Source organism: Streptomyces sp. NRRL F-5123 (assembly GCF_000721495.1).
Taxonomy (GTDB): domain Bacteria; phylum Actinomycetota; class Actinomycetes; order Streptomycetales; family Streptomycetaceae; genus Actinacidiphila.
The window spans coordinates 86739-104183 of the sequence record NZ_JOHY01000007.1 but is presented as its reverse complement, the minus strand read 5'-3'; the positions used below and the strand labels follow the sequence as shown (position 1 = coordinate 104183).

Sequence of the window (17445 nt, the reverse complement as noted above, 5' to 3'; positions counted from 1 at the left end):
GTCGCCCGTACGGCCCCTAACCCCTGTTACACGCCCGTCGACAGAACCGGACAACACCGGGCTAAAGTCCAGGTGTTCGGATGCCGACACCCATTTCCCCCGTCCGGGTGACGCGGAACGCGGTGCGGCGGTTCCCCCGCGTCGCCCCACCGGGCAGGACGGCCCGCGCCGCCCCGCCCGGCGGAATGCCCGCACGGGGCGGCCCGTCACGTGCCCGGCCGTCACGTGAGCGGCCCGTCAGCTCGCAGGCCGTCAGGAGCACTGCCCGTCCGGCTGCGGTCCACCGGACCGCAGTCGGCCGGACCGCAGTCCGCCGGACCGCGGCCCGTCAGCTCACAGCGCCGCGCCGGAGCGGGCAGCCTCGGCCGCCCGCGCGTCGCACTCCTGCGCGCGCAGCGCCCGCGCCAGGTCGTCGCGCCCTTCGAGCACCAGGCGGCGCAGGTTGGGCGCGGCGTCCTCGTGGGCCGCGAGCCACGCGTCGGTCGCCTCCAGCGTCTCCCGGCGGTCCTGGAGGCCCGGGAAGAGGCCGCTGACGACCGCCATCGCGATCTCGATCGAGCGGGACGCCCAGATGTCCTCCAGCGCGGCGAAATACCGGTCCGTGAAGGCCGCCAGCAGCTCGCGCTGCCCGGCCTGCACGAAGCCCGCGATGCTGGCCTCCACGAGGGCGTTGGACAGCGCGTCCGACCCCACCACGTCCGCCCACACCCGCTCCTTGACCTCGGCCGAGGGCCGGGCCGCGAGGCAGCGCACCTCGTGCCGGTGCCCGGAGGCCGTGTCGTCCCTGGCCCGCTCTGCCGCGATGTCCGCGTCCGCGGTGCTTCCGGCGACCGCGGCGTCCTGCGCGGTGAGCGCGCCCAGCAGCGTCCAGCGCAGCTCCTGGTCGACCGCCAGGCCGTCGATGCGCGCCGAGCCGTCGAGCAGGCCCCGCAGCAGCTGCAGGTCGGCGGGCGAGGTCGCCATGGACGCGAAGAAGCGCGCCCATGCCAGCTGGTGGCCGCTGCCCGGCTCGGCGAGCCGCAGCTCGTGCACCGCGCCCTGCGCCAGCTCGGTCGCCGCGGAGGCGCGCCGCTCGGGCGTGATGTAGCGGGTGAGCGCGGTGCGGGCCTGGAGGTGCAGCGACTGGAGCACGCCGATGTCGGTCTCGCGGCCCGCGAAGCGCAGCACCAGGCCGAGGTAGTCACCGGCCGGCATCAGGCCGTCCCGCGTCATGCTCCACACCGCCGACCAGGCCAGTGCGCGCGCCAGCGGGTCCGACAGGTCGCCCAGATGCGCGCGCAGGGTGTCCAGCGAATCCGCGTCGAAACGCACCTTGCAGTACGTCAGGTCGTCGTCGTTGACCAGCACCAGGTCGGGCCGGGGCTGCCCGGCGAGGTCGGCGACGACCGTTTGCGGGCCCGCCACGTCGGTCTCGGCGCGCGCGAAGCGCTCCAGCGCTCCGCCCGGCATGCGCCGGTAGAGGCCCACGGCGACGCGGTGCGGGCGCAGCTGGGGACGCGCCGGGTCGTCGGCGCCCTGCAGCACCGCGAGCTCCACGACGCGCCCGTCCGACCCGTAGCTCACCTGCGGGGTCAACGAGTTGACGCCCGCGGTCTCCAGCCAGGCGCGCGACCAGGCGGGCATGTCGCGTCCGGAGGTCTCGCTGAGCACGGACAGCAGGTCGGCCAGTTCGGTGCTGCCGTAGGCGTGCCGCCGGAAGTAGCGCCGGGCCGCCTCGAAGAAGGCGTCCTGCCCGACATAGGCGACGAGCTGCTTGAGGACGGCGGCGCCCTTGGAGTACGTGATGCCGTCGAAGTTGAGCTTGGCGTCCTCCAGGTCGCGGATGTCGGCGACGACCGGGTGCGTGGAGGGCAGCTGGTCGGCGTGGTAGGCCCACCCCTTGCGGCGGTTGGCGAAGGTGATCCAGCCCTCGGTGTACTGCGTCGCCGCGACCTGGGAGAAGGCCGCCATGAAGTCCGCGAAGGACTCCTTGAGCCACAGGTCGTCCCACCAGCGCATGGTCACCAGGTCGCCGAACCACATGTGCGCCATCTCGTGCAGCACCACGCTGGCCCGGTGCTCGTACGACGCACGCGTCACCTTGCCGCGGAAGACGAACTCCTCCCGGAAGGTCACGCACCCCGGGTTCTCCATGGCGCCGATGTTGTACTCCGGCACGAAGGCCTGGTCGTACTTCCCCCACGGATACGGGTAGCCGAAGGTGTCGTGGTAGAAGTCCAGGCCCTGCTTGGTGACGGTGAAGATCTCGTCGGCGTCGAAGTGCTTGGCCAGCGAGCGGCGGCACAGCGCGCTGAGCGGGATGTCCAGCGTCGACCTGTCGTCCAGGGCGCGCGCGTAGTGGTCGTGCTCGACGTGGTAAGGGCCGGCGACGACCGCGGTGATGTACGTCGGGATCGGCAGCGTCGGCCGGAAGCGCGTCGTCGTGCCGCCGCCCTCGGCCGCCGCGGGCGCGTCCTGCGGTTCGGCGTTGGACAGCACCGTCCAGCCCTCGGGCGCGGTCACCTGGAAGGTGAAGGGCGCCTTGAGGTCGGGCTGCTCGAAGTTCGCGAAGACGCGGCGGGCGTCGGCGGGCTCGTACTGCGTGTAGAGGTAGACCTCGCCGTCCTCCGGGTCCTCGAAGCGGTGCAGGCCCTCGCCCGTACGGCTGAAGGAGCAGCGCGCGTCCACCACCAGGGTGTTGCGCTCGGCCAGGCCGTCGAGGGCGATCCGGGAGCCGTCGTACACCTTCGCAGGGTCCAGCTCGCGGCCGTTGAGCCGGACCGACGCGACCTCGGTCGCGACGAGGTCGGCGAAGGACGGCACGCCCGGCCGCGCGCACCGGAAGTCGATCACCGTGGTGGACCGGAAGGTGCGTACGGCGCCGTCCGGCACCGCGCCGACCGCGGACCGCACGTCGAGCGCCACGTCGTAGCGGTCCACCGACAGCACCGCGGCCCGCTCGCGGGCCTCCTCACGGCTCAGGTTCTCGCCGGGCACGGGCGGACTCCTTCGTCTCTGGCCCCGGGTACCCCAGGTACCCCGAGCACATCGGGCAGCTGACCTTCCGCATCCTTCCACGGAGGTCCGACACGGGGGCGCCGACCAGCGCGTACGGCCGCGGGCGCGGCGCGTGGGGCGCGGTTCCGCGGCCGTTCCCCGGACCGCCGGGGAGCGGGGAATGCGCCACCGATCCCGCCGCGTTGTCGGCTGTAGCAGGGGTTTGCCCAGCCGCGCCCGGCCCGTCCCGGACGCCCCCCGACGAGGAGTACGCAGTGACTGCGACCACCGCCGACCCGGCCAAGACGCCCGCCGACTTCTGGTTCGACCCGCTGTGCCCGTGGGCATGGATGACGTCGCGCTGGATGCTCGAGGTCGAGAAAGTCCGCCCCATCGAGGTGCACTGGCACGTGATGAGCCTGGCGGTGCTCAACGAGGACAAGCTCGACACGCTGCCCGAGGAGTACGCCACCTTCCTGCGCGACGCCTGGGGCCCGGTCCGCGTCGTCGTCGCGGCCCAGCAGCAGCACGGCGACGACGTCGTCGGCCCGCTCTACACCGCGCTCGGCACCCGCTTCCACAACCGCGCGCTGCCCAGGACCCGCGAGACGATCGTCGAGGCCCTGGAGGAGGTCGGCCTGCCCGCGGAACTGGCCGACTACGCCGACCGCGACGCGTACGACACCGAGCTGCGCGCCTCGCACAAGGAGGGCATCGACAAGGTCGGCCAGGAGGTCGGCACCCCGGTCATCGCCGTGCCCGGCTCCGACGGCGAGCAGATCGCCTTCTTCGGGCCCGTCGTCACCCCCGCCCCCAAGGGTGAGGAGGCCGCCAAGCTGTGGGACGGCACGCTCATGGTCGCCTCCATCCCCGGCTTCTACGAGATCAAGCGCACCCGCACCGCCGGGCCGAGTTTCGAGTAGGGCGGTCGGCACACCATGGCGCACCTGGGCCTGGTGGCCGTCGTCGTCCACGACTACGACGAGGCCATCGCCTACTACACCCGCGCGCTCGGCTTCGAGCTGCGCGAGGACACCCCGCGCGCGGACGGCTCGCGCTGGGTCGTCGTCGTCCCGCCCGGCGCCCGCGAGACGGGCCTGCTGCTGGCCCGCGCGTCCACCCCGGAGCAGTCCGCCCGGGTCGGTGACCAGACCGGTGGGCGCGTCGGGCTCTTCCTGACCACCGACGACTTCGACGGCGCCTACAAGCGCATGGTCGCCGAGGGCGTCGTGTTCGAGGAGGAGCCGCGCTACGAGCCGTACGGGGCGGTCGTGGTCTTCCACGACCTCTACGGCAACAGGTGGGATCTCCTCCAGCCTGCATAACGTCCCCGCGTAACTTGGTGGAAACCCACAGCTGACACGGTCCGGGGTGGGCTCGTACGGGCCCGCCCCGCCCGCGGCCTCCGGCGTGACGCAGCTCACGCCACCTGCGTAAACCTCCCACCCTGCCGGAGCCGGACTCTCCAAGTGGAAGATCGCGCCTTTGTCGGAAGCAGACGATGATCGGCGCCGGAGTGCTGGGCTAGCGTCGGAGCGCCGCCCTCCGCGGCGACCCCAGCCGCCTCACCCCGCGGGAGAACTCCATGAGCGCCGCCACCCTTGCCACCGGCCGGGCGGGCACCGTCCTCGCCGACCTGCTGCCCGCCTCCTCCGCGACCCGGGCGCGGCTGCGCGACGCCGCGCTCGTCGCGGGCGGCGCCGCCCTCACCGGGCTCGCCGCGCAGCTCTCCGTGCCCGTCCCCGGCTCGCCGGTGCCCGTCACGGGCCAGACCTTCGCCGCGCTCCTGGTCGGCACCACGCTGGGCGCCCGGCGCGGCTTCGCCTCCCTCGGCCTCTACGCCGCCGCGGGCGTCGCGGGCCTGCCCTGGTTCGCGGGCGGCGCGTCCGGCTGGTCCATGGCGAGCTTCGGCTACATCCTCGGCATGCTGCTCGCCTCCGGCGTGGTCGGCTTCCTCGCACGCCGCGGCGGCGACCGCACGGTGCTGCGCACCGCGGGCGTCATGGCCGTCGGCTCGGCGGTCATCTACGCGGTGGGCGTCCCGTACCTGGCGCTCTCCGCCCACCTCTCGGCCCACCAGGCCGTCACGATGGGCCTGCGCCCCTACCTCCTGGGCGACGCGCTCAAGGCCGCCTTCGCCATGACCGCCCTCCCGCTGACCTGGCGCCTGGTGCGCCGCTGAGCCGCGCCCCTGAAAAGCGCCCGCCGCCGGAGATGAAAGACTGGGCTCATGCGTGTGTACCTCGGCTCCGATCATGCCGGTTTCGAACTGAAGAACCACCTCGTCGAATGGCTCACGGCCAACGGGCACGAGCCCGTGGACTGCGGGCCGCACGTCTATGACGCGCTCGACGACTACCCGCCCTTCTGCCTGCGGGCGGCCGAGCGGACGGCCGCCGACGCCGACAGCCTCGGCATCGTCATCGGCGGGTCGGGCAACGGCGAGCAGATCGCCGCGAACAAGGTGCGCGGCGTGCGCTCCGCCCTCGCGTGGAGCGAGCAGACCGCGGCCCTGGCCCGCGAGCACAACGACGCCAACGTGCTGAGCATCGGCGGCCGGATGCACACGCAGGAGGAGGCCGTGAAGTTCGTCGAACTCTTCCTCACGACGCCGTACTCGCACGAGGAGCGGCACCAGCGCCGTATCGACATGCTCTCGGAGTACGAGGCCACGGGCGAGCTGCCGCCGATCCCGGCGCACCACCCGCAGCAGGACTGACCGGCCGCGATGCCGGAAGGGCACACCATTCACCGGCTGGCCGCGGACCACACCGAGCGGTTCGGCGGCCGGCCGGTGCGGGCCGCCAGCCCGCAGGGCAAGTTCTCGGACGGCGCCGCGCTGCTGGACGGCCGTGTCATGGAAGCCGCCGAGGCGCACGGCAAGCACCTCTTCCTGGGATTCGGCGGCGTCGGCTGGGTGCATGTGCACCTCGGCCTGATCGGCACCTTCCGCTTCGGGGAGGGCGCGCCGCCACTGCCCGCGGACACGGTTCGCCTGCGTATTGCCACGGCTCGGCAATACGCCGATCTGCGCGGCCCCGCCGCCTGCGCGCTGATCACCGAGCCGGAGAAGCGGGCGATACACGACCGGCTCGGACCCGACCCGCTGCGGCCGGGCGACGACCCGGACAAGGTGTACGCCCGGATCGCGCGCTCCCGGATCAGCGTCGCCGCGCTGCTGCTGGACCAGAAGGTCGTCGCGGGAGTGGGCAACGTCTACCGCGCCGAGGTGCTCTTCCGGCACGGCGTCGACCCGTTCCTGGCCGGGCGGGACCTGCCGCGGCCGGTGTGGGACGCGATGTGGGCCGACCTGGTGGCGCTCATGCGCGAGGGCGTGCGCAACAACCGCATCGACACCGTGCGCCCCGAGCACGAGCCGGAGGCGATGGGCCGCCCGCCGCGGGTCGACGACCACGGTGGCGAGGTCTACGTCTACCGCCGCACCGGGCAGCCGTGCCTGGTGTGCGGCACCGAGGTCCGCACCCAGGCACTGGCGGCCCGCAACCTGTTCTGGTGCCCGCGCTGCCAGTCGGCCCGACCGCTCAGAAGCCGTACGGCGCCCACGGCTGCACGTCGGACTGGAAGGCCGTCGAAGCGGGCCCCAGGGCCCCCGGCCGCAGCTCGGTGACCAGCCCGGCGGCGGCGAGGGTGCGCAGGGTGTGGCCGCCCAGGTAGGCGGTGGCCAGCTCGCGGGCGGCGAGGGAGAGGTCGGCGGGGTCGGCCGTACGCTCGCACACCGCGCCCGAGGCGTCCGCGGACAGCCGCCAACGCCCCGAATTCCACGGGCAGAAGGCGTCCTCGACCGCCAGCACCACGTCCACCGGCGCGCTGTACGCGCGTGCGGCGAGCGCGGCGGGAAGGTCGACCACCCGCAGGTACAGCCCGTCGCGCCAGCCCAGACGGCAGCGGCGGATGTCGGAGACGAGCTGGTGCACCGGGTCGTCGGCGGGCCGGTTGTGGAAGACCAGCCGCGCGACCAGGTCCATGCCGGTCAGGTAGTGCCACAGCGCCGCGTACGCCGCCGGGTCGAGCGCCTCGGCGTCCCGCAGCTTGACGGTGGCGTCCGGGATGCCCTCGGGAGTCGCACGGCTCGTCGTCCAGTAGCGGGCGTAGCCGCGCACCTCGCCGTCGTCGGTCTCGGCGAGCACGCACAGCATCGGCCCGAAGTCCCCGCGTGCGCCCTCCGGGTCCAGCAGTGGGTGGCGCTCCCAGCCGGGGCGGCGGGCGAGCATGCCGGGCCGGCGCGGCACCACCTGCGCGTAGACCGCCTCGCAGGCCGCCGAGCCCTCCGCCGGGTCGACCAGCCGCATCCGCAGCCGCTCCGCGCCCGGCGGCAGCGCCACCGTCAGCTGCCGCACGTCGAAACTGCCGCGCACCTGGCGCGCCGCGGCCCCGTAGCCGAACCGGCCGTAGATCTGCGGCTCCGAGGCGGTGAGGACGGCGACCGGCGTGCCGCTCTCGTGGAAGGTGTCCAGCTGGCGGCGCATCATCGCGGTCAGCAGGCCGCGCCTGCGGTGCGTCGGCAGCACGCTCACCGCGGTCACGCCCGCGGCCTCCAGCAGGGTGCCGCCCGGCACCGTCATGCGGAAGTCGAAGGCGCCCGCGGTCCCGACGACCTCCTTGCCGTCCCACGCCGTCACCGTCCGCCCGACGGGCAGCAGCTCCCGCCACAGCTGCGCCTCGGCGGGGTCCTCGCCGGGACCGCCGAAGGACCGCAGAAGACACCGTTCGTACGCTTCCCACTCGCCCTCGGCGAGCGCCCGCAACTCGATCGTCATGGACCGTGCCTACCAGGGCGGCGGGTAGCGGGCGAACGTATTTTCCGGCGCGAAAGGGGCGGCCTGGCGGCTCGCCCGGACGGCTCACAGGTTATCGGCGCTGCACAGCCGGGCCGCCGCTCGGTAGGGTCGCCGGGACATGGCAAAAGAGGCGGTGGGCGAGGGAGTCGGGATCCGGTGGCGCAGGCGGCTGCACCGGGCCCGGCTCGGTGTGCGCAAGGCGGCCGTCGACTACTTCCGCGGCGGCGTCTCCGACTGGGCGGGCCTGGCCGTGCTCGTCGCGGCGGTCCCGCTGCTGGCGTACGTCTCGGTCGTCACGCCCGCCTGGTGCCCGCCCAGTGCCCTGGTGCTGCCGATCCTGGCCGGCGGGCTGCTGCTGCGCCCCGCGAGCCTGCTGCTGCTCTACGCGGCCTCGGCGGTGGCGCTGATCGCCGAGTCCGCGACGCTCGGCCCCTACCGGGAGGGCCCGGCCCGGGTCACGCCGGGGACGGTGCTGGAGGTCACCGCGGTCGCGCTGACGGGCCTGGTCATCGCGCAGTTCCGGTCCCGTGTCGGGGTGCCGTGGCGGGGCGGGCACACCATGCTGTTCGACCTCCGGGAACGTATCCGGGTGCAGAGCCGGCTGCCGCGGCTGCCCGGCGGCTGGCACGCCGAGATGTCGCTGCGCCCGGCCGGCGGGCAGTCCTTCTCCGGCGACTTCGTCGTGGCCACCCGCAGCTCCGGCGGGCGGGTGCTGGAGGCGGTGCTCACCGACGTGTCGGGCAAGGGCATGGACGCCGCCTCGCGCTCGCTGCTGCTGTCCGGCGCGTTCGGCGGTCTGCTCGGCTCGCTGCCGCCGCATTCCTTCTTGCCCGCCGCCAACGGCTATTTGCTGCGGCAGAACTGGGAGGAGGGCTTCGCGACCTCCGTGCACCTGGTGCTCGACCTGGAGAGCGGCGACTACGAGCTGCTGTCCGCGGGCCATCCGCCGGGCGTCCAACTGCACGCGGGCAGCGGCGTGTGGGAGCAGATAACCGCCGAGGGGCCGCTGCTCGGCGTCTACGACGGGGCCGAATTCCACGGCGTGAAGGGCACGTTGCGCTCCGGCGACGTGCTGATGCTCTTCACCGACGGCCTCGTGGAGACCGCCGAGCGCGAGATCAGCGAGGGCGTGGACCGGCTGATCGGCGAGGCGGACCGCTTCATAGCGACCGGCTTCCGCGGCGCCGCCTGGCGGCTCATCGAGGCCGTGGCCAAGGACGTCAACGACGACCGGGCGCTGCTCATCGTCAGCCGCGCCCACCGTGCTTCCTGACGCCTCGGCACCTACCCCCGGCTCGACACGCCGAATCCTCGTCCAGCACACCTGATCGCAACCATCTGCCCTGCCGCAGAAGGGCGTTGGTTGTCGGTCGGAGATGGCACCATGGACTACGGGCGAGGCGGGGGGTGCAGCGTGCTTCCCCGGGCCGGCTCGGAACCCGAAAGAGGAAGTGATCCGCTGTGGTTATCTCCCTGTCCGCGGCACTGCTGCTGGCGATCGTGCTCTTCGTCATGATCCGGTCCAAGGCGATCAAGGTGTGGCCCGCGGTCGTCGCCGCCCTCTTCGGCTTCTTCCTGGCGTCCACGAACATGGCGCCGGACATCAACCGGTTCCTGAACTCAGTGGCCGACACCATCAACCAGATAAAGATCTGACGCCGCCCGCTGCGGTGCCGCCGCCGGGGCCAGGAGGGCGCGCAGCAGCGTCCCGGCGTCCGCGTCGTCCGGCCCGCGGTCCGGACCGCCGGCCGCCAGCAGGGCGGCCAGTACCGCGATACGGGCCTGGCCCGGCTTGAGCGCGCCGGTCAGCAGCGCGCCGGCCGCCGCCAGGTCGACGGCGCCGCCGCCGGTGTAGAGCGGGGCCACCGCGCCCGCGGCGACCCGGGTGCTGACGGCGACGTGCACCCCGGCGCCGACCGCGCGGCGCACGGCGTCGGCGACCTCCGGGTTGGCGTTGCCCGCGCCCGTACCGACCAGCACGATGCCGCGGGCGCCGGCCGCGACGGCCGCGTCGAAGAGGACCGCGTCGCCGTCGCTGTGGTGCATCACGATGTCGACCCGCGGGATGCTGCCCGTGCGCGCGGGCAGCGGCAGCGGCTCGTGCCGCGGCACCCGGCGCGACCAGCGCACCCGGCCGAAGTCGACCCGGCCCAGCGGCTGCCCGTCCGGGGCGCCGAAGGCGCGGGCGTCCACCGTGTGCTGCTTGACCGTGCCGCGGGCGGCGAAGACCTGGCCGGCGAAGACGATCACCGCGCCGATGTCCCGCCCGGAGCCGGCGGTCAGCAGCGCGTCGTAGAGATTGCCCGCCGCGTCGCCCTCGGGGGAGTCCAGCGGCTGCTGCGCGCCGGTGAAGACCACCGGGCGCGGGTCGTGGTGGAAGAGGTCGACGAAGAAGGCGGACTCCTCCAGGGTGTCCGTGCCGTGGGTGACGACCACGCCGTCCACCTCGGGGTCGGCGAGAGCCTCGTGCACCGCGTACAGCAGCCGCAGCTGGTGGTCGGTGGTCAGCCGCGAGCTGTTGACGGTGAAGAGGTCCACCACCCGCACCTGGACGCCCTCGGGCACCGCGCCGGCCTCCAGGACCTCCCGCCCGGCGGCCTCTGCCGCGTATCCGTCGCCCTGCCACCGGCTGGCGATGGTGCCCCCGGTGCTGATCACCACGACGTGTCGCACGATGCCTCCGCCTCCATTGCTGCCGCTGCGCCGGACCGCTGCCGCGGGGGCCGCCGACGCCCGTGGGAGCAGGGCTCGGCACCGTACACGGTCTCCACTGCAATGATATGCGCGTAGACCCAGCATATGATTGCGAATACCGGCCGGTACTTTGTTAAATCTGGGTTGATAATGCTGCGATGGACGCCATCGACAGACACATCTTGCGCGAACTCCAGGCCGACGGCCGGCTGACCAACCAGGAGCTGGCCCAGCGGGTCGGCCTCACGCCTTCCCCGTGCCTGCGCCGGGTACGCCAGCTGGAGGACGACGGGGTGATCCAGACCTACCGCGCGGTCGTGGACCCGGCCGCCGTCGGCCGCGGCTTCGAGGTCTTCGCCTCCGTCGAGGTCCACCGCGACCGCGCCTCGGTCGCCGCCTTCGAGACCGAGGTCCAGTCCACCACCGACGTCGTCGAGGCCTACCGCCTCTACGGAGCCCCCGGCTGCCTGCTCCGTATCGCGGTGGCCGACTCCGACGCCTACGAGCGCTTCTGGACCGAGAAGCTCATCGGCATGCCGGGCGTCAGCGACGTCAACTCCCAGATGATCATGCGCCGCATCAAGTCCCCCCAGGGCGTCCCCGTCGACTGACCCGCCCGGCACCCCGCGCCCGTCGCCCCGCCCCGTGCCTGTCCCCGCCCTGTGCCTGTCCCGGTACGACAACGGCCCGGCCCGCGGATTCCCTCCGCGGACCGGGCCGTCTCGTCACAGAGCGGGCGACGGGAATCGAACCCGCGTAGCTAGTTTGGAAGACTAGGGCTCTACCATTGAGCTACGCCCGCAGCGCCTTGATTCTGGCACATCGTGCGGTTGGCGGTCGAACCGGTTGGCCCGCGGGTGAATACCGGCTGCCCACGGTCTAAGGGGCATGTACTCTACGTGTCGCACCAGCGGGGTGTGGCGCAGCTTGGTAGCGCGTCCGCTTTGGGAGCGGAAGGCCGTCGGTTCGAATCCGGCCACCCCGACCAGCGCCTACGCGTCCCGCGGGAGCGGTCGGCGGACCGCCGGGCGACCCCGCCCGGGCGGGTTTGTGGTACGGGTAGGATGGGCCGCCGGCGACCGGGTACGCGGCATGGCCGAGTACCGAGTACCGGACGCGCGAGCCGCGCCGAAGGGCCGAAGGTCCGCCCCCATCAACGTAAAGCCCCCAAGGAGACCCAACCGTGAAGAGCGCCGTCGAGACTCTGAACCCGACCCGGGTTCGACTCACTGTCGAGGTGCCCTTCGAGGAGCTCAAGCCCAGCCTCGACGCGGCGTACAAGAAGATCAACAACCAGGTCACGGTGCCGGGCTTCCGCAAGGGCAAGATCCCTGCCCGCGTCATCGACCAGCGCTTCGGTCGCGGCGCGGTCCTCGAAGAGGCCATCAACGACGCGCTGCCGAAGTTCTACACGCAGGCGGTCACCGAGGGCGAGATCAACGTGCTCGGCCAGCCCGACGTCGACATCACCGAGTTCGACGACGGCAACGAGCTGAAGTTCACCGCCGAGGTGGACATCCGCCCGACCATCGAGATCCCGGACTACTCCGGCATCGAGGTCACCGTCGACGCCGTCGAGGTCACCGACGAGGACGTCGAGAAGTCCCTGGAGCAGCTGCGGGACCGCTTCGCCACCACCTCCACCGTGGACCGCGCCGCCGCCGAGGGCGACGTCGTGGTCGTCGACCTGGAGGCGTCCGTGGACGGCGAGGTCCTCGGCGACGGCATCGCCAAGGGTGTCAGCTACACGATCGGCTCCGGCCAGCTCCTCGACGGCATCGACGACGCCGTGACCGGCCTGTCCGCCGGTGGCTCGGCCACCTTCACCTCCGAGCTCAAGGGCGGCTCGGCCGCCGGCAAGGCCGCTGAGGTCAAGGTCGAGGTCTCCGACGTCCAGCAGCGCGAACTGCCCGAGTTGGACGACGAGTTCGCCCAGCTGGCGAGCGAGTTCGACACGCTGGAGGAGCTGCGTGCGGACAGCCGCAAGCGCCTGGAGTCGATGAAGCAGTACGACCAGGCCACGGCCGCGCAGGAGAAGGTCCTGGACGCGCTCATCGAGCTGACCGAGGTCGCGATCCCGGAGAAGCTGCTCAAGGACGAGATCGAGACCCGGACCCACAACCTGGAGCACCACCAGTTCCCGCAGATGGGTCTGACCTGGGAGTCCTTCCTGGAGCGCGAGGGCAAGACGCGCGAGGAGTACGACGCCCAGATCGAGGAGCAGGCGGTCAAGGGCATCAAGACCCAGTTCATCCTCGACGAGCTGGTCGGCAAGGAGAAGCTGTCGGTCAACCAGGAGGAGCTCACCGAGCACCTCGTGCGCCGCGCCGCGTCCTCCGGCATGAGCCCCGACCAGTTCGCGCAGGCGGTCGTCGAGGGCAACCAGGTCCAGCTCCTGGTGGGCGAGGTCGCCCGCGGCAAGGCGCTCGCGGTCGTCGTCGAGGCGGCGAAGGTCGTCGACTCCAACGGTGAGGTCGTCGACCTGGCCGACGAGGAGGACGACGCGGACGACGCCGACGCGTCCGGGGGCGACGAGGCCGCCGCCGAGGCTGACGAAGCCTGACCTGCGGGTCGAGCGTTTTTCAGGGGCGCGGGGAACCGCGCGACCAGCCCCCACCGGGGCGCGGGTCGTCACCGACCCTGGGGTGGTCCGGTTTCGTACCGGACCACCGGCCGGTGGGTGGCTGAGCGCGCGGTTCCCCGCGCCCCTCAAACGTGCGCCCGGCGCGGACGGGACGCCCTCACCCGGCGCGGAGCGCCATGCGCTCAGAGCGAACAGGTGGCCGTACAGGATTTACGGCCACCACCCGCGCGTTAGGGTCCGTAAGGAGAAGGGCGCAGTCCCCTTGCGGGGAAGGCGTCCGACTCAGACGAAGACCCCGTGACGGCCCGTCTACCGTCCGACAACGAGCAGGTGGATACGTGACGACTCAGATGCCTTCCGCCGCCGGCGAGCCGAACCCCGGTGGCCTCGGCGACCAGGTCTACAACCGACTGCTCGGCGAGCGCATCATCTTCCTCGGCCAAGCGGTCGACGACGACATCGCCAACAAGATCACGGCGCAGCTGCTGCTCCTGGCCGCCGAGCCGGACAAGGACATCTTCCTCTACATCAACAGCCCCGGCGGTTCGGTGACCGCCGGTATGGCGATCTACGACACGATGCAGTTCATCCAGAACGACGTCGTGACCATCGCGATGGGCATGGCGGCCTCGATGGGCCAGTTCCTGCTCACCGCGGGCACCCCGGGCAAGCGTTTCGCGCTGCCGAACACCCGCATCCTGATGCACCAGCCGTCCGCCGGCCTCGGCGGTTCCGCCACCGACATCAAGATCCAGGCCGAGCAGCTGCTGCACACCAAGCGCCGCATGGCGGAGCTGATCGCCCAGCACTCCGGCCAGAGCTTCGAGCAGATCACCAAGGACTCCGACCGCGACCGCTGGTTCTCCGCCGAGGAGGCCAAGGAGTACGGCCTGCTGGACGGCGTCATGCTCTCCGCCGCCCACGTGCCCGGCGGTGGCGGCACCGGCGCCAGCTCCGGCTCCTGAGCCGGGCCGCGGCAGCCCAGACGATCACTCGAAGCTCGACATCACCAGGACGGTGGACGTGAACACTCAGAATTTCCCCGGCAGCGGCCTGTACGAGCGCACCCGGGCCGAGCGGCCCGGCGTGTTCGGCGCGGAGGCCCGCTACCTCGTTCCGCAGTTCGAGGAGCGCACCTCCCAGGGCTACAAGCGCTACGACCCGTACTCGAAGCTCTTCGAGGAGCGGGTGATCTTCCTGGGCGTGCAGATCGACGACACCTCGGCGAACGACGTGATGTCGCAGCTGCTGTGCCTGGAGTCGATGGACCCGGACCGCGACATCTCGGTCTACATCAACAGCCCCGGCGGCTCCTTCACGGCGCTCACTGCGATCTACGACACGATGCAGTTCGTGAAGCCGGACATCCAGACGGTCTGCATGGGCCAGGCGGCCTCCGCCGCCGCGGTGCTGCTGGCCGCCGGCACCCCCGGCAAGCGCATGGCGCTGCCGAACGCCCGGGTGCTCATCCACCAGCCGTACACCGAGACCGGCCGCGGCCAGGTCTCGGACCTGGAGATCGCGGCCAACGAGATCATCCGGATGCGGCAGCAGCTGGAGGAGATGCTGGCCAAGCACTCCACCACCCCGATCGAGCAGATCAGGGACGACATCGAGCGGGACAAGATCCTGACCGCCGAGGAGGCCCTGTCCTACGGCCTCGTCGACCAGATCGTCTCGACCCGCAAGACCTCCGTGAGCGTCTGAGACAGCCCCGGGACCGTCCGGGAACCGTCCGAGAACGTCCGAGAACGTCTGAGAACGGCTGATCCACCCGAGCGGCGGTTCCGGCCGCGCCCCCTCGCCCCCCTGGACCCGGATGAGCGAGTACGTCCAAGGGGGGCCCACACGGGGGGCGCGGCAAGGTACCGTCGATGAGAGAAGCACCCAGGCTCCGTTGAAGGCCGGCGGAACCCAGGCGAAGGGGAAAGACCTCGTGGCACGCATCGGTGACGGCGGAGACCTGCTGAAGTGCTCGTTCTGCGGAAAGAGCCAGAAGCAGGTGAAGAAGCTCATCGCAGGCCCCGGTGTGTACATCTGCGACGAGTGCATCGATCTCTGCAACGAGATCATCGAGGAGGAACTCGCGGAGTCCTCCGAGGTCCGCTGGGAGGATCTGCCCAAGCCGCGGGAGATCTACGAGTTCCTGGAGAGCTACGTGGTCGGGCAGACGCCCGCCAAGAAGGCGCTCTCCGTGGCGGTCTACAACCACTACAAGCGCGTCCAGGCCGGGGAGAACGGCCGCCCGGGCCACGAGGACGCGATCGAGCTGGCGAAGTCCAACATCCTGCTGCTCGGCCCCACCGGCTCGGGCAAGACGCTGCTGGCGCAGACGCTGGCCCGGATGCTGAACGTGCCGTTCGCCATCGCCGACGCGACCGCGCTCACCGAGGCCGGCTACGTGGGCGAGGACGTCGAGAACATCCTGCTCAAGCTGATCCAGGCGGCGGACTACGACGTCAAGAAGGCCGAGACCGGGATCATCTACATCGACGAGATCGACAAGGTGGCCCGCAAGAGCGAGAACCCCTCGATCACCCGTGACGTGTCGGGCGAGGGCGTGCAGCAGGCGCTGCTGAAGATCCTGGAGGGCACGACCGCGAGCGTCCCGCCGCAGGGCGGCCGCAAGCACCCGCACCAGGAGTTCATCCAGATCGACACGACGAACGTGCTGTTCATCGTGGGCGGCGCCTTCGCCGGCCTGGAGAAGATCATCGAGTCGCGGGCCGGTGCCAAGGGCATCGGTTTCGGCGCGACCATCCGCTCCAAGCGCGAGCTGCAGGCCGCCGACCTCTTCCAGGAGATCATGCCGGAGGACCTGGTGAAGTTCGGGATGATCCCGGAGTTCATCGGCCGCCTGCCGGTCATCACCAGCGTGCACAACCTGGACCGCGAGGCGCTGCTGCAGATCCTCGTCGAGCCGCGCAACGCGCTCGTCAAGCAGTACCAGAAGCTGTTCGAACTCGACGGCGTGGAGCTGGAGTTCGAGCGCGGCGCGCTGGAGGCCATCGCCGACCAGGCGATCCTGCGGCAGACCGGCGCGCGGGGTCTGCGGGCGATCATGGAGGAGGTGCTGATGTCGGTGATGTACGAGGTGCCGTCCCGCAAGGACGTCGCCCGTGTGGTGGTCACCGCCGAGGTCGTGCACTCCAACGTCAACCCGACGCTGGTGCCGCGCGAGCCGCGCATCATCGGCAAGGGCGAGCAGAAGAGCGCGTAGCGCTGCCGCCGGCCGTACGACGCGCGAGGGGCGCCCGGTTCCGTACCGGGCGCCCCTCGCCGCGTGAAACGGCGCCGGTCAGCCGATCGGCACCCGGACGTCCTTGCGGACCTGGGCGGTCAGGTCGGCCGTGCTGTTGACGTCCGAGGAGCCGCCGCCGGTGGCCATCGCGGCCAGGTCGAAGGGCAGGACGTAGCCGACCGTGCTGTAGTCGGCCCACAGGCAGATCGTCACGTTGAACGTCTGGCCGGAGTCGCCGTCCGTGGTCTTGGCCTTCTGGCACTTCATGACCGCGTCCTCGGCGCCCGCCGGGTGCACGGTCTGGGCGTCGCCGTCCAGCTCGGTCTTGGTGCCGTCGTCCTTGCTGCCGTCCGTGGCCTGCTTGCGCAGCTCGGTGAACATGCCGTCGACGACCGCCTGCGGGTCCTTCACGTCGCCGTAGACGCCGCTGAACTCGATCAGCTTCCCGGTGAGTTGGGACGAGCCCTTCATGTAACCCGCGGTCACCCGGGTCGGGTTGCTGACCCCGAGGGTCTTCATCTTCGCGACGTCGCTGTCGTCGAAGCCGTCGCTCTCGGCCGGGGTGTCCTCGGACTTCTTGTAGTCCGTGGCGACGACGTCCGGCGTGGTCAGCTTGTACTTCTTGCCGTCGTTCTTCAGGCCGCTGCTGCCGCCGCCGTCGGAGCCGTGCATCGCGAAGACGACGCCCCCGATGACCGCCGCGACGACCACGACGGCACCGACGATGAGGCCGGTCTTCTTGCCGCTGCCGCCGTTCTGCGGCGCGCCCTGCGGCTGCCCGTAGCCGTACCCCTGCTGGGGCACCTGGCCGTAGGGCGGCTGGCCGCCCTGCTGCGGGTAGCCGTAGCCCTGCTGGGCGGGCGGCTGCTGCCCGTACCCCGGCTGGGCGGGAGGCTGCTGGCCGTAGCCCTGCGGGGGCGGCGGGGGCTGCTGGCCGTAGCCGGGCTGCTGCGGTGCGGGCTGCGGGTAGCCGTACCCGGGCTGAGCGGGCGGCTGCTGGCCGTACCCGGGCTGCTGGCCGTACGGGTTCGGCGGCTGCTGCCCGTACGGGTTGGGCGGCGGCTGGTTGCTGCTCATGGATCGTCCCCTCCGTCAAACGAATCCCCCCATCCTCGCGGACGCCGCGCACGCGGGCGCCGGAGGGGGGCAAC

The 17445-nt window shown here is 71.8% G+C and carries 16 protein-coding genes and 2 tRNA genes; 13 read left to right on the top strand and 5 right to left on the bottom strand.

The annotated features are described in order from the left end of the window. Nucleotides 1-333: 333 nt before the first annotated feature. A complete protein-coding gene (gene pepN / locus IH54_RS0108870; protein ID WP_043180268.1) occupies nt 334-2976 on the bottom strand; it encodes an aminopeptidase N in 2643 nt (880 codons plus the stop codon). A gap of 275 nt (nt 2977-3251) precedes the next feature. Between pepN and IH54_RS0108865 the strand changes: the two genes are divergently transcribed. The 5 genes from IH54_RS0108865 to IH54_RS0108845 all read left to right on the top strand — a co-directional run bounded on the left by IH54_RS0108865 (nt 3252) and on the right by IH54_RS0108845 (nt 6604). Beyond that, nucleotides 3252-3899, top strand: a complete 648-nt coding sequence (locus tag IH54_RS0108865) for a DsbA family protein (RefSeq protein WP_031514608.1) — start codon at nt 3252-3254, stop codon at nt 3897-3899. 15 nt (nt 3900-3914) lie between these two features. Next, complete coding sequence (locus IH54_RS0108860; RefSeq protein WP_031514606.1) at nt 3915-4301, top strand: VOC family protein; 387 nt, start codon at nt 3915-3917, stop codon at nt 4299-4301. 260 nt (nt 4302-4561) lie between these two features. Then, entirely contained in the window at nt 4562-5158 is a 597-nt protein-coding gene (locus IH54_RS0108855) for a biotin transporter BioY (protein WP_031514604.1), read from the top strand. 48 nt (nt 5159-5206) lie between these two features. Continuing rightward, a complete protein-coding gene (locus tag IH54_RS0108850) occupies nt 5207-5695 on the top strand; it encodes a ribose-5-phosphate isomerase (RefSeq protein ID WP_031514602.1) in 489 nt (162 codons plus the stop codon). 9 nt (nt 5696-5704) lie between these two features. Beyond that, the gene (locus IH54_RS0108845) at nt 5705-6604 is read left to right on the top strand and encodes an Fpg/Nei family DNA glycosylase (protein WP_078862044.1); all 900 of its coding nucleotides are present in this window, start codon (nt 5705-5707) and stop codon (nt 6602-6604) included. Here IH54_RS0108845 and IH54_RS0108840 read toward each other — a convergent pair. Then, a complete protein-coding gene (locus tag IH54_RS0108840; RefSeq protein WP_031514598.1) occupies nt 6519-7754 on the bottom strand; it encodes a GNAT family N-acetyltransferase in 1236 nt (411 codons plus the stop codon). The genes IH54_RS0108845 and IH54_RS0108840 overlap by 86 nt on opposite strands. A gap of 139 nt (nt 7755-7893) precedes the next feature. Here IH54_RS0108840 and IH54_RS0108835 point away from each other — a divergent pair, with 139 nt between their 5' ends. Together IH54_RS0108835 and IH54_RS0108830 are read left to right on the top strand one after the other, a co-directional pair. Beyond that, a complete protein-coding gene (locus IH54_RS0108835) occupies nt 7894-9048 on the top strand; it encodes a PP2C family protein-serine/threonine phosphatase (protein ID WP_031514595.1) in 1155 nt (384 codons plus the stop codon). Nucleotides 9049-9236: 188 nt separating this feature from the next. Then, a complete protein-coding gene (locus tag IH54_RS0108830) occupies nt 9237-9431 on the top strand; it encodes a hypothetical protein (protein ID WP_031514593.1) in 195 nt (64 codons plus the stop codon). Here IH54_RS0108830 and IH54_RS0108825 read toward each other — a convergent pair. Further along, nucleotides 9396-10448: an asparaginase gene (locus IH54_RS0108825; protein ID WP_052397226.1), complete on the bottom strand. Its 1053-nt coding sequence runs from the start codon at nt 10446-10448 to the stop codon at nt 9396-9398. The genes IH54_RS0108830 and IH54_RS0108825 overlap by 36 nt on opposite strands. Nucleotides 10449-10627: 179 nt before the next feature. Here IH54_RS0108825 and IH54_RS0108820 point away from each other — a divergent pair, with 179 nt between their 5' ends. Continuing rightward, complete coding sequence (locus tag IH54_RS0108820) at nt 10628-11080, top strand: Lrp/AsnC family transcriptional regulator (RefSeq protein ID WP_031514588.1); 453 nt, start codon at nt 10628-10630, stop codon at nt 11078-11080. 120 nt (nt 11081-11200) lie between these two features. Here the strand turns inward: IH54_RS0108820 and IH54_RS0108815 are convergent. Continuing rightward, nucleotides 11201-11271 (bottom strand) — tRNA-Gly (locus tag IH54_RS0108815). Nucleotides 11272-11380: 109 nt separating this feature from the next. On the opposite strand from IH54_RS0108815, the gene IH54_RS0108810 reads away from it, so the two are divergent. The 5 genes from IH54_RS0108810 (at nt 11381) to clpX (ending at nt 16273) form a co-directional block, all read left to right on the top strand. After that, nucleotides 11381-11457: transfer RNA gene (locus IH54_RS0108810), tRNA-Pro, on the top strand. Nucleotides 11458-11652: 195 nt separating this feature from the next. After that, nucleotides 11653-13032: a trigger factor gene (gene tig / locus IH54_RS0108805; protein ID WP_031514586.1), complete on the top strand. Its 1380-nt coding sequence runs from the start codon at nt 11653-11655 to the stop codon at nt 13030-13032. Between the two features lie 371 nt (nt 13033-13403). Then, complete coding sequence (locus tag IH54_RS0108800; protein ID WP_031514585.1) at nt 13404-14018, top strand: ATP-dependent Clp protease proteolytic subunit; 615 nt, start codon at nt 13404-13406, stop codon at nt 14016-14018. Between the two features lie 58 nt (nt 14019-14076). Further along, nucleotides 14077-14760: an ATP-dependent Clp protease proteolytic subunit gene (locus IH54_RS0108795; protein ID WP_398443128.1), complete on the top strand. Its 684-nt coding sequence runs from the start codon at nt 14077-14079 to the stop codon at nt 14758-14760. A 229-nt stretch (nt 14761-14989) separates the two neighbouring features. Further along, on the top strand, nt 14990-16273 hold the full coding sequence (gene clpX / locus IH54_RS0108790; RefSeq protein ID WP_031514581.1) for an ATP-dependent Clp protease ATP-binding subunit ClpX: 1284 nt from the start codon (nt 14990-14992) through the stop codon (nt 16271-16273). Between the two features lie 78 nt (nt 16274-16351). On the opposite strand, the gene IH54_RS0108785 is transcribed toward clpX, so the two are convergent. Beyond that, entirely contained in the window at nt 16352-17371 is a 1020-nt protein-coding gene (locus tag IH54_RS0108785) for a hypothetical protein (protein WP_031514579.1), read from the bottom strand. Nucleotides 17372-17445 lie beyond the last annotated feature (74 nt).

Coding starts and splice junctions, on each gene's coding strand:
- IH54_RS0108840 (WP_031514598.1), bottom strand. CDS start 7,754: ATGACGATCGAGTTGCGGGCGCTCGCCGAGGGCGAGTGGGAAGCGTAC.
- IH54_RS0108800 (WP_031514585.1), top strand. CDS start 13,404: ATGCCTTCCGCCGCCGGCGAGCCGAACCCCGGTGGCCTCGGCGACCAG.
- IH54_RS0108845 (WP_078862044.1), top strand. CDS start 5,705: ATGCCGGAAGGGCACACCATTCACCGGCTGGCCGCGGACCACACCGAG.
- IH54_RS0108820 (WP_031514588.1), top strand. CDS start 10,628: ATGGACGCCATCGACAGACACATCTTGCGCGAACTCCAGGCCGACGGC.
- IH54_RS0108855 (WP_031514604.1), top strand. CDS start 4,562: ATGAGCGCCGCCACCCTTGCCACCGGCCGGGCGGGCACCGTCCTCGCC.
- IH54_RS0108850 (WP_031514602.1), top strand. CDS start 5,207: ATGCGTGTGTACCTCGGCTCCGATCATGCCGGTTTCGAACTGAAGAAC.
- IH54_RS0108835 (WP_031514595.1), top strand. CDS start 7,894: ATGGCAAAAGAGGCGGTGGGCGAGGGAGTCGGGATCCGGTGGCGCAGG.
- IH54_RS0108785 (WP_031514579.1), bottom strand. CDS start 17,371: ATGAGCAGCAACCAGCCGCCGCCCAACCCGTACGGGCAGCAGCCGCCG.
- IH54_RS0108860 (WP_031514606.1), top strand. CDS start 3,915: ATGGCGCACCTGGGCCTGGTGGCCGTCGTCGTCCACGACTACGACGAG.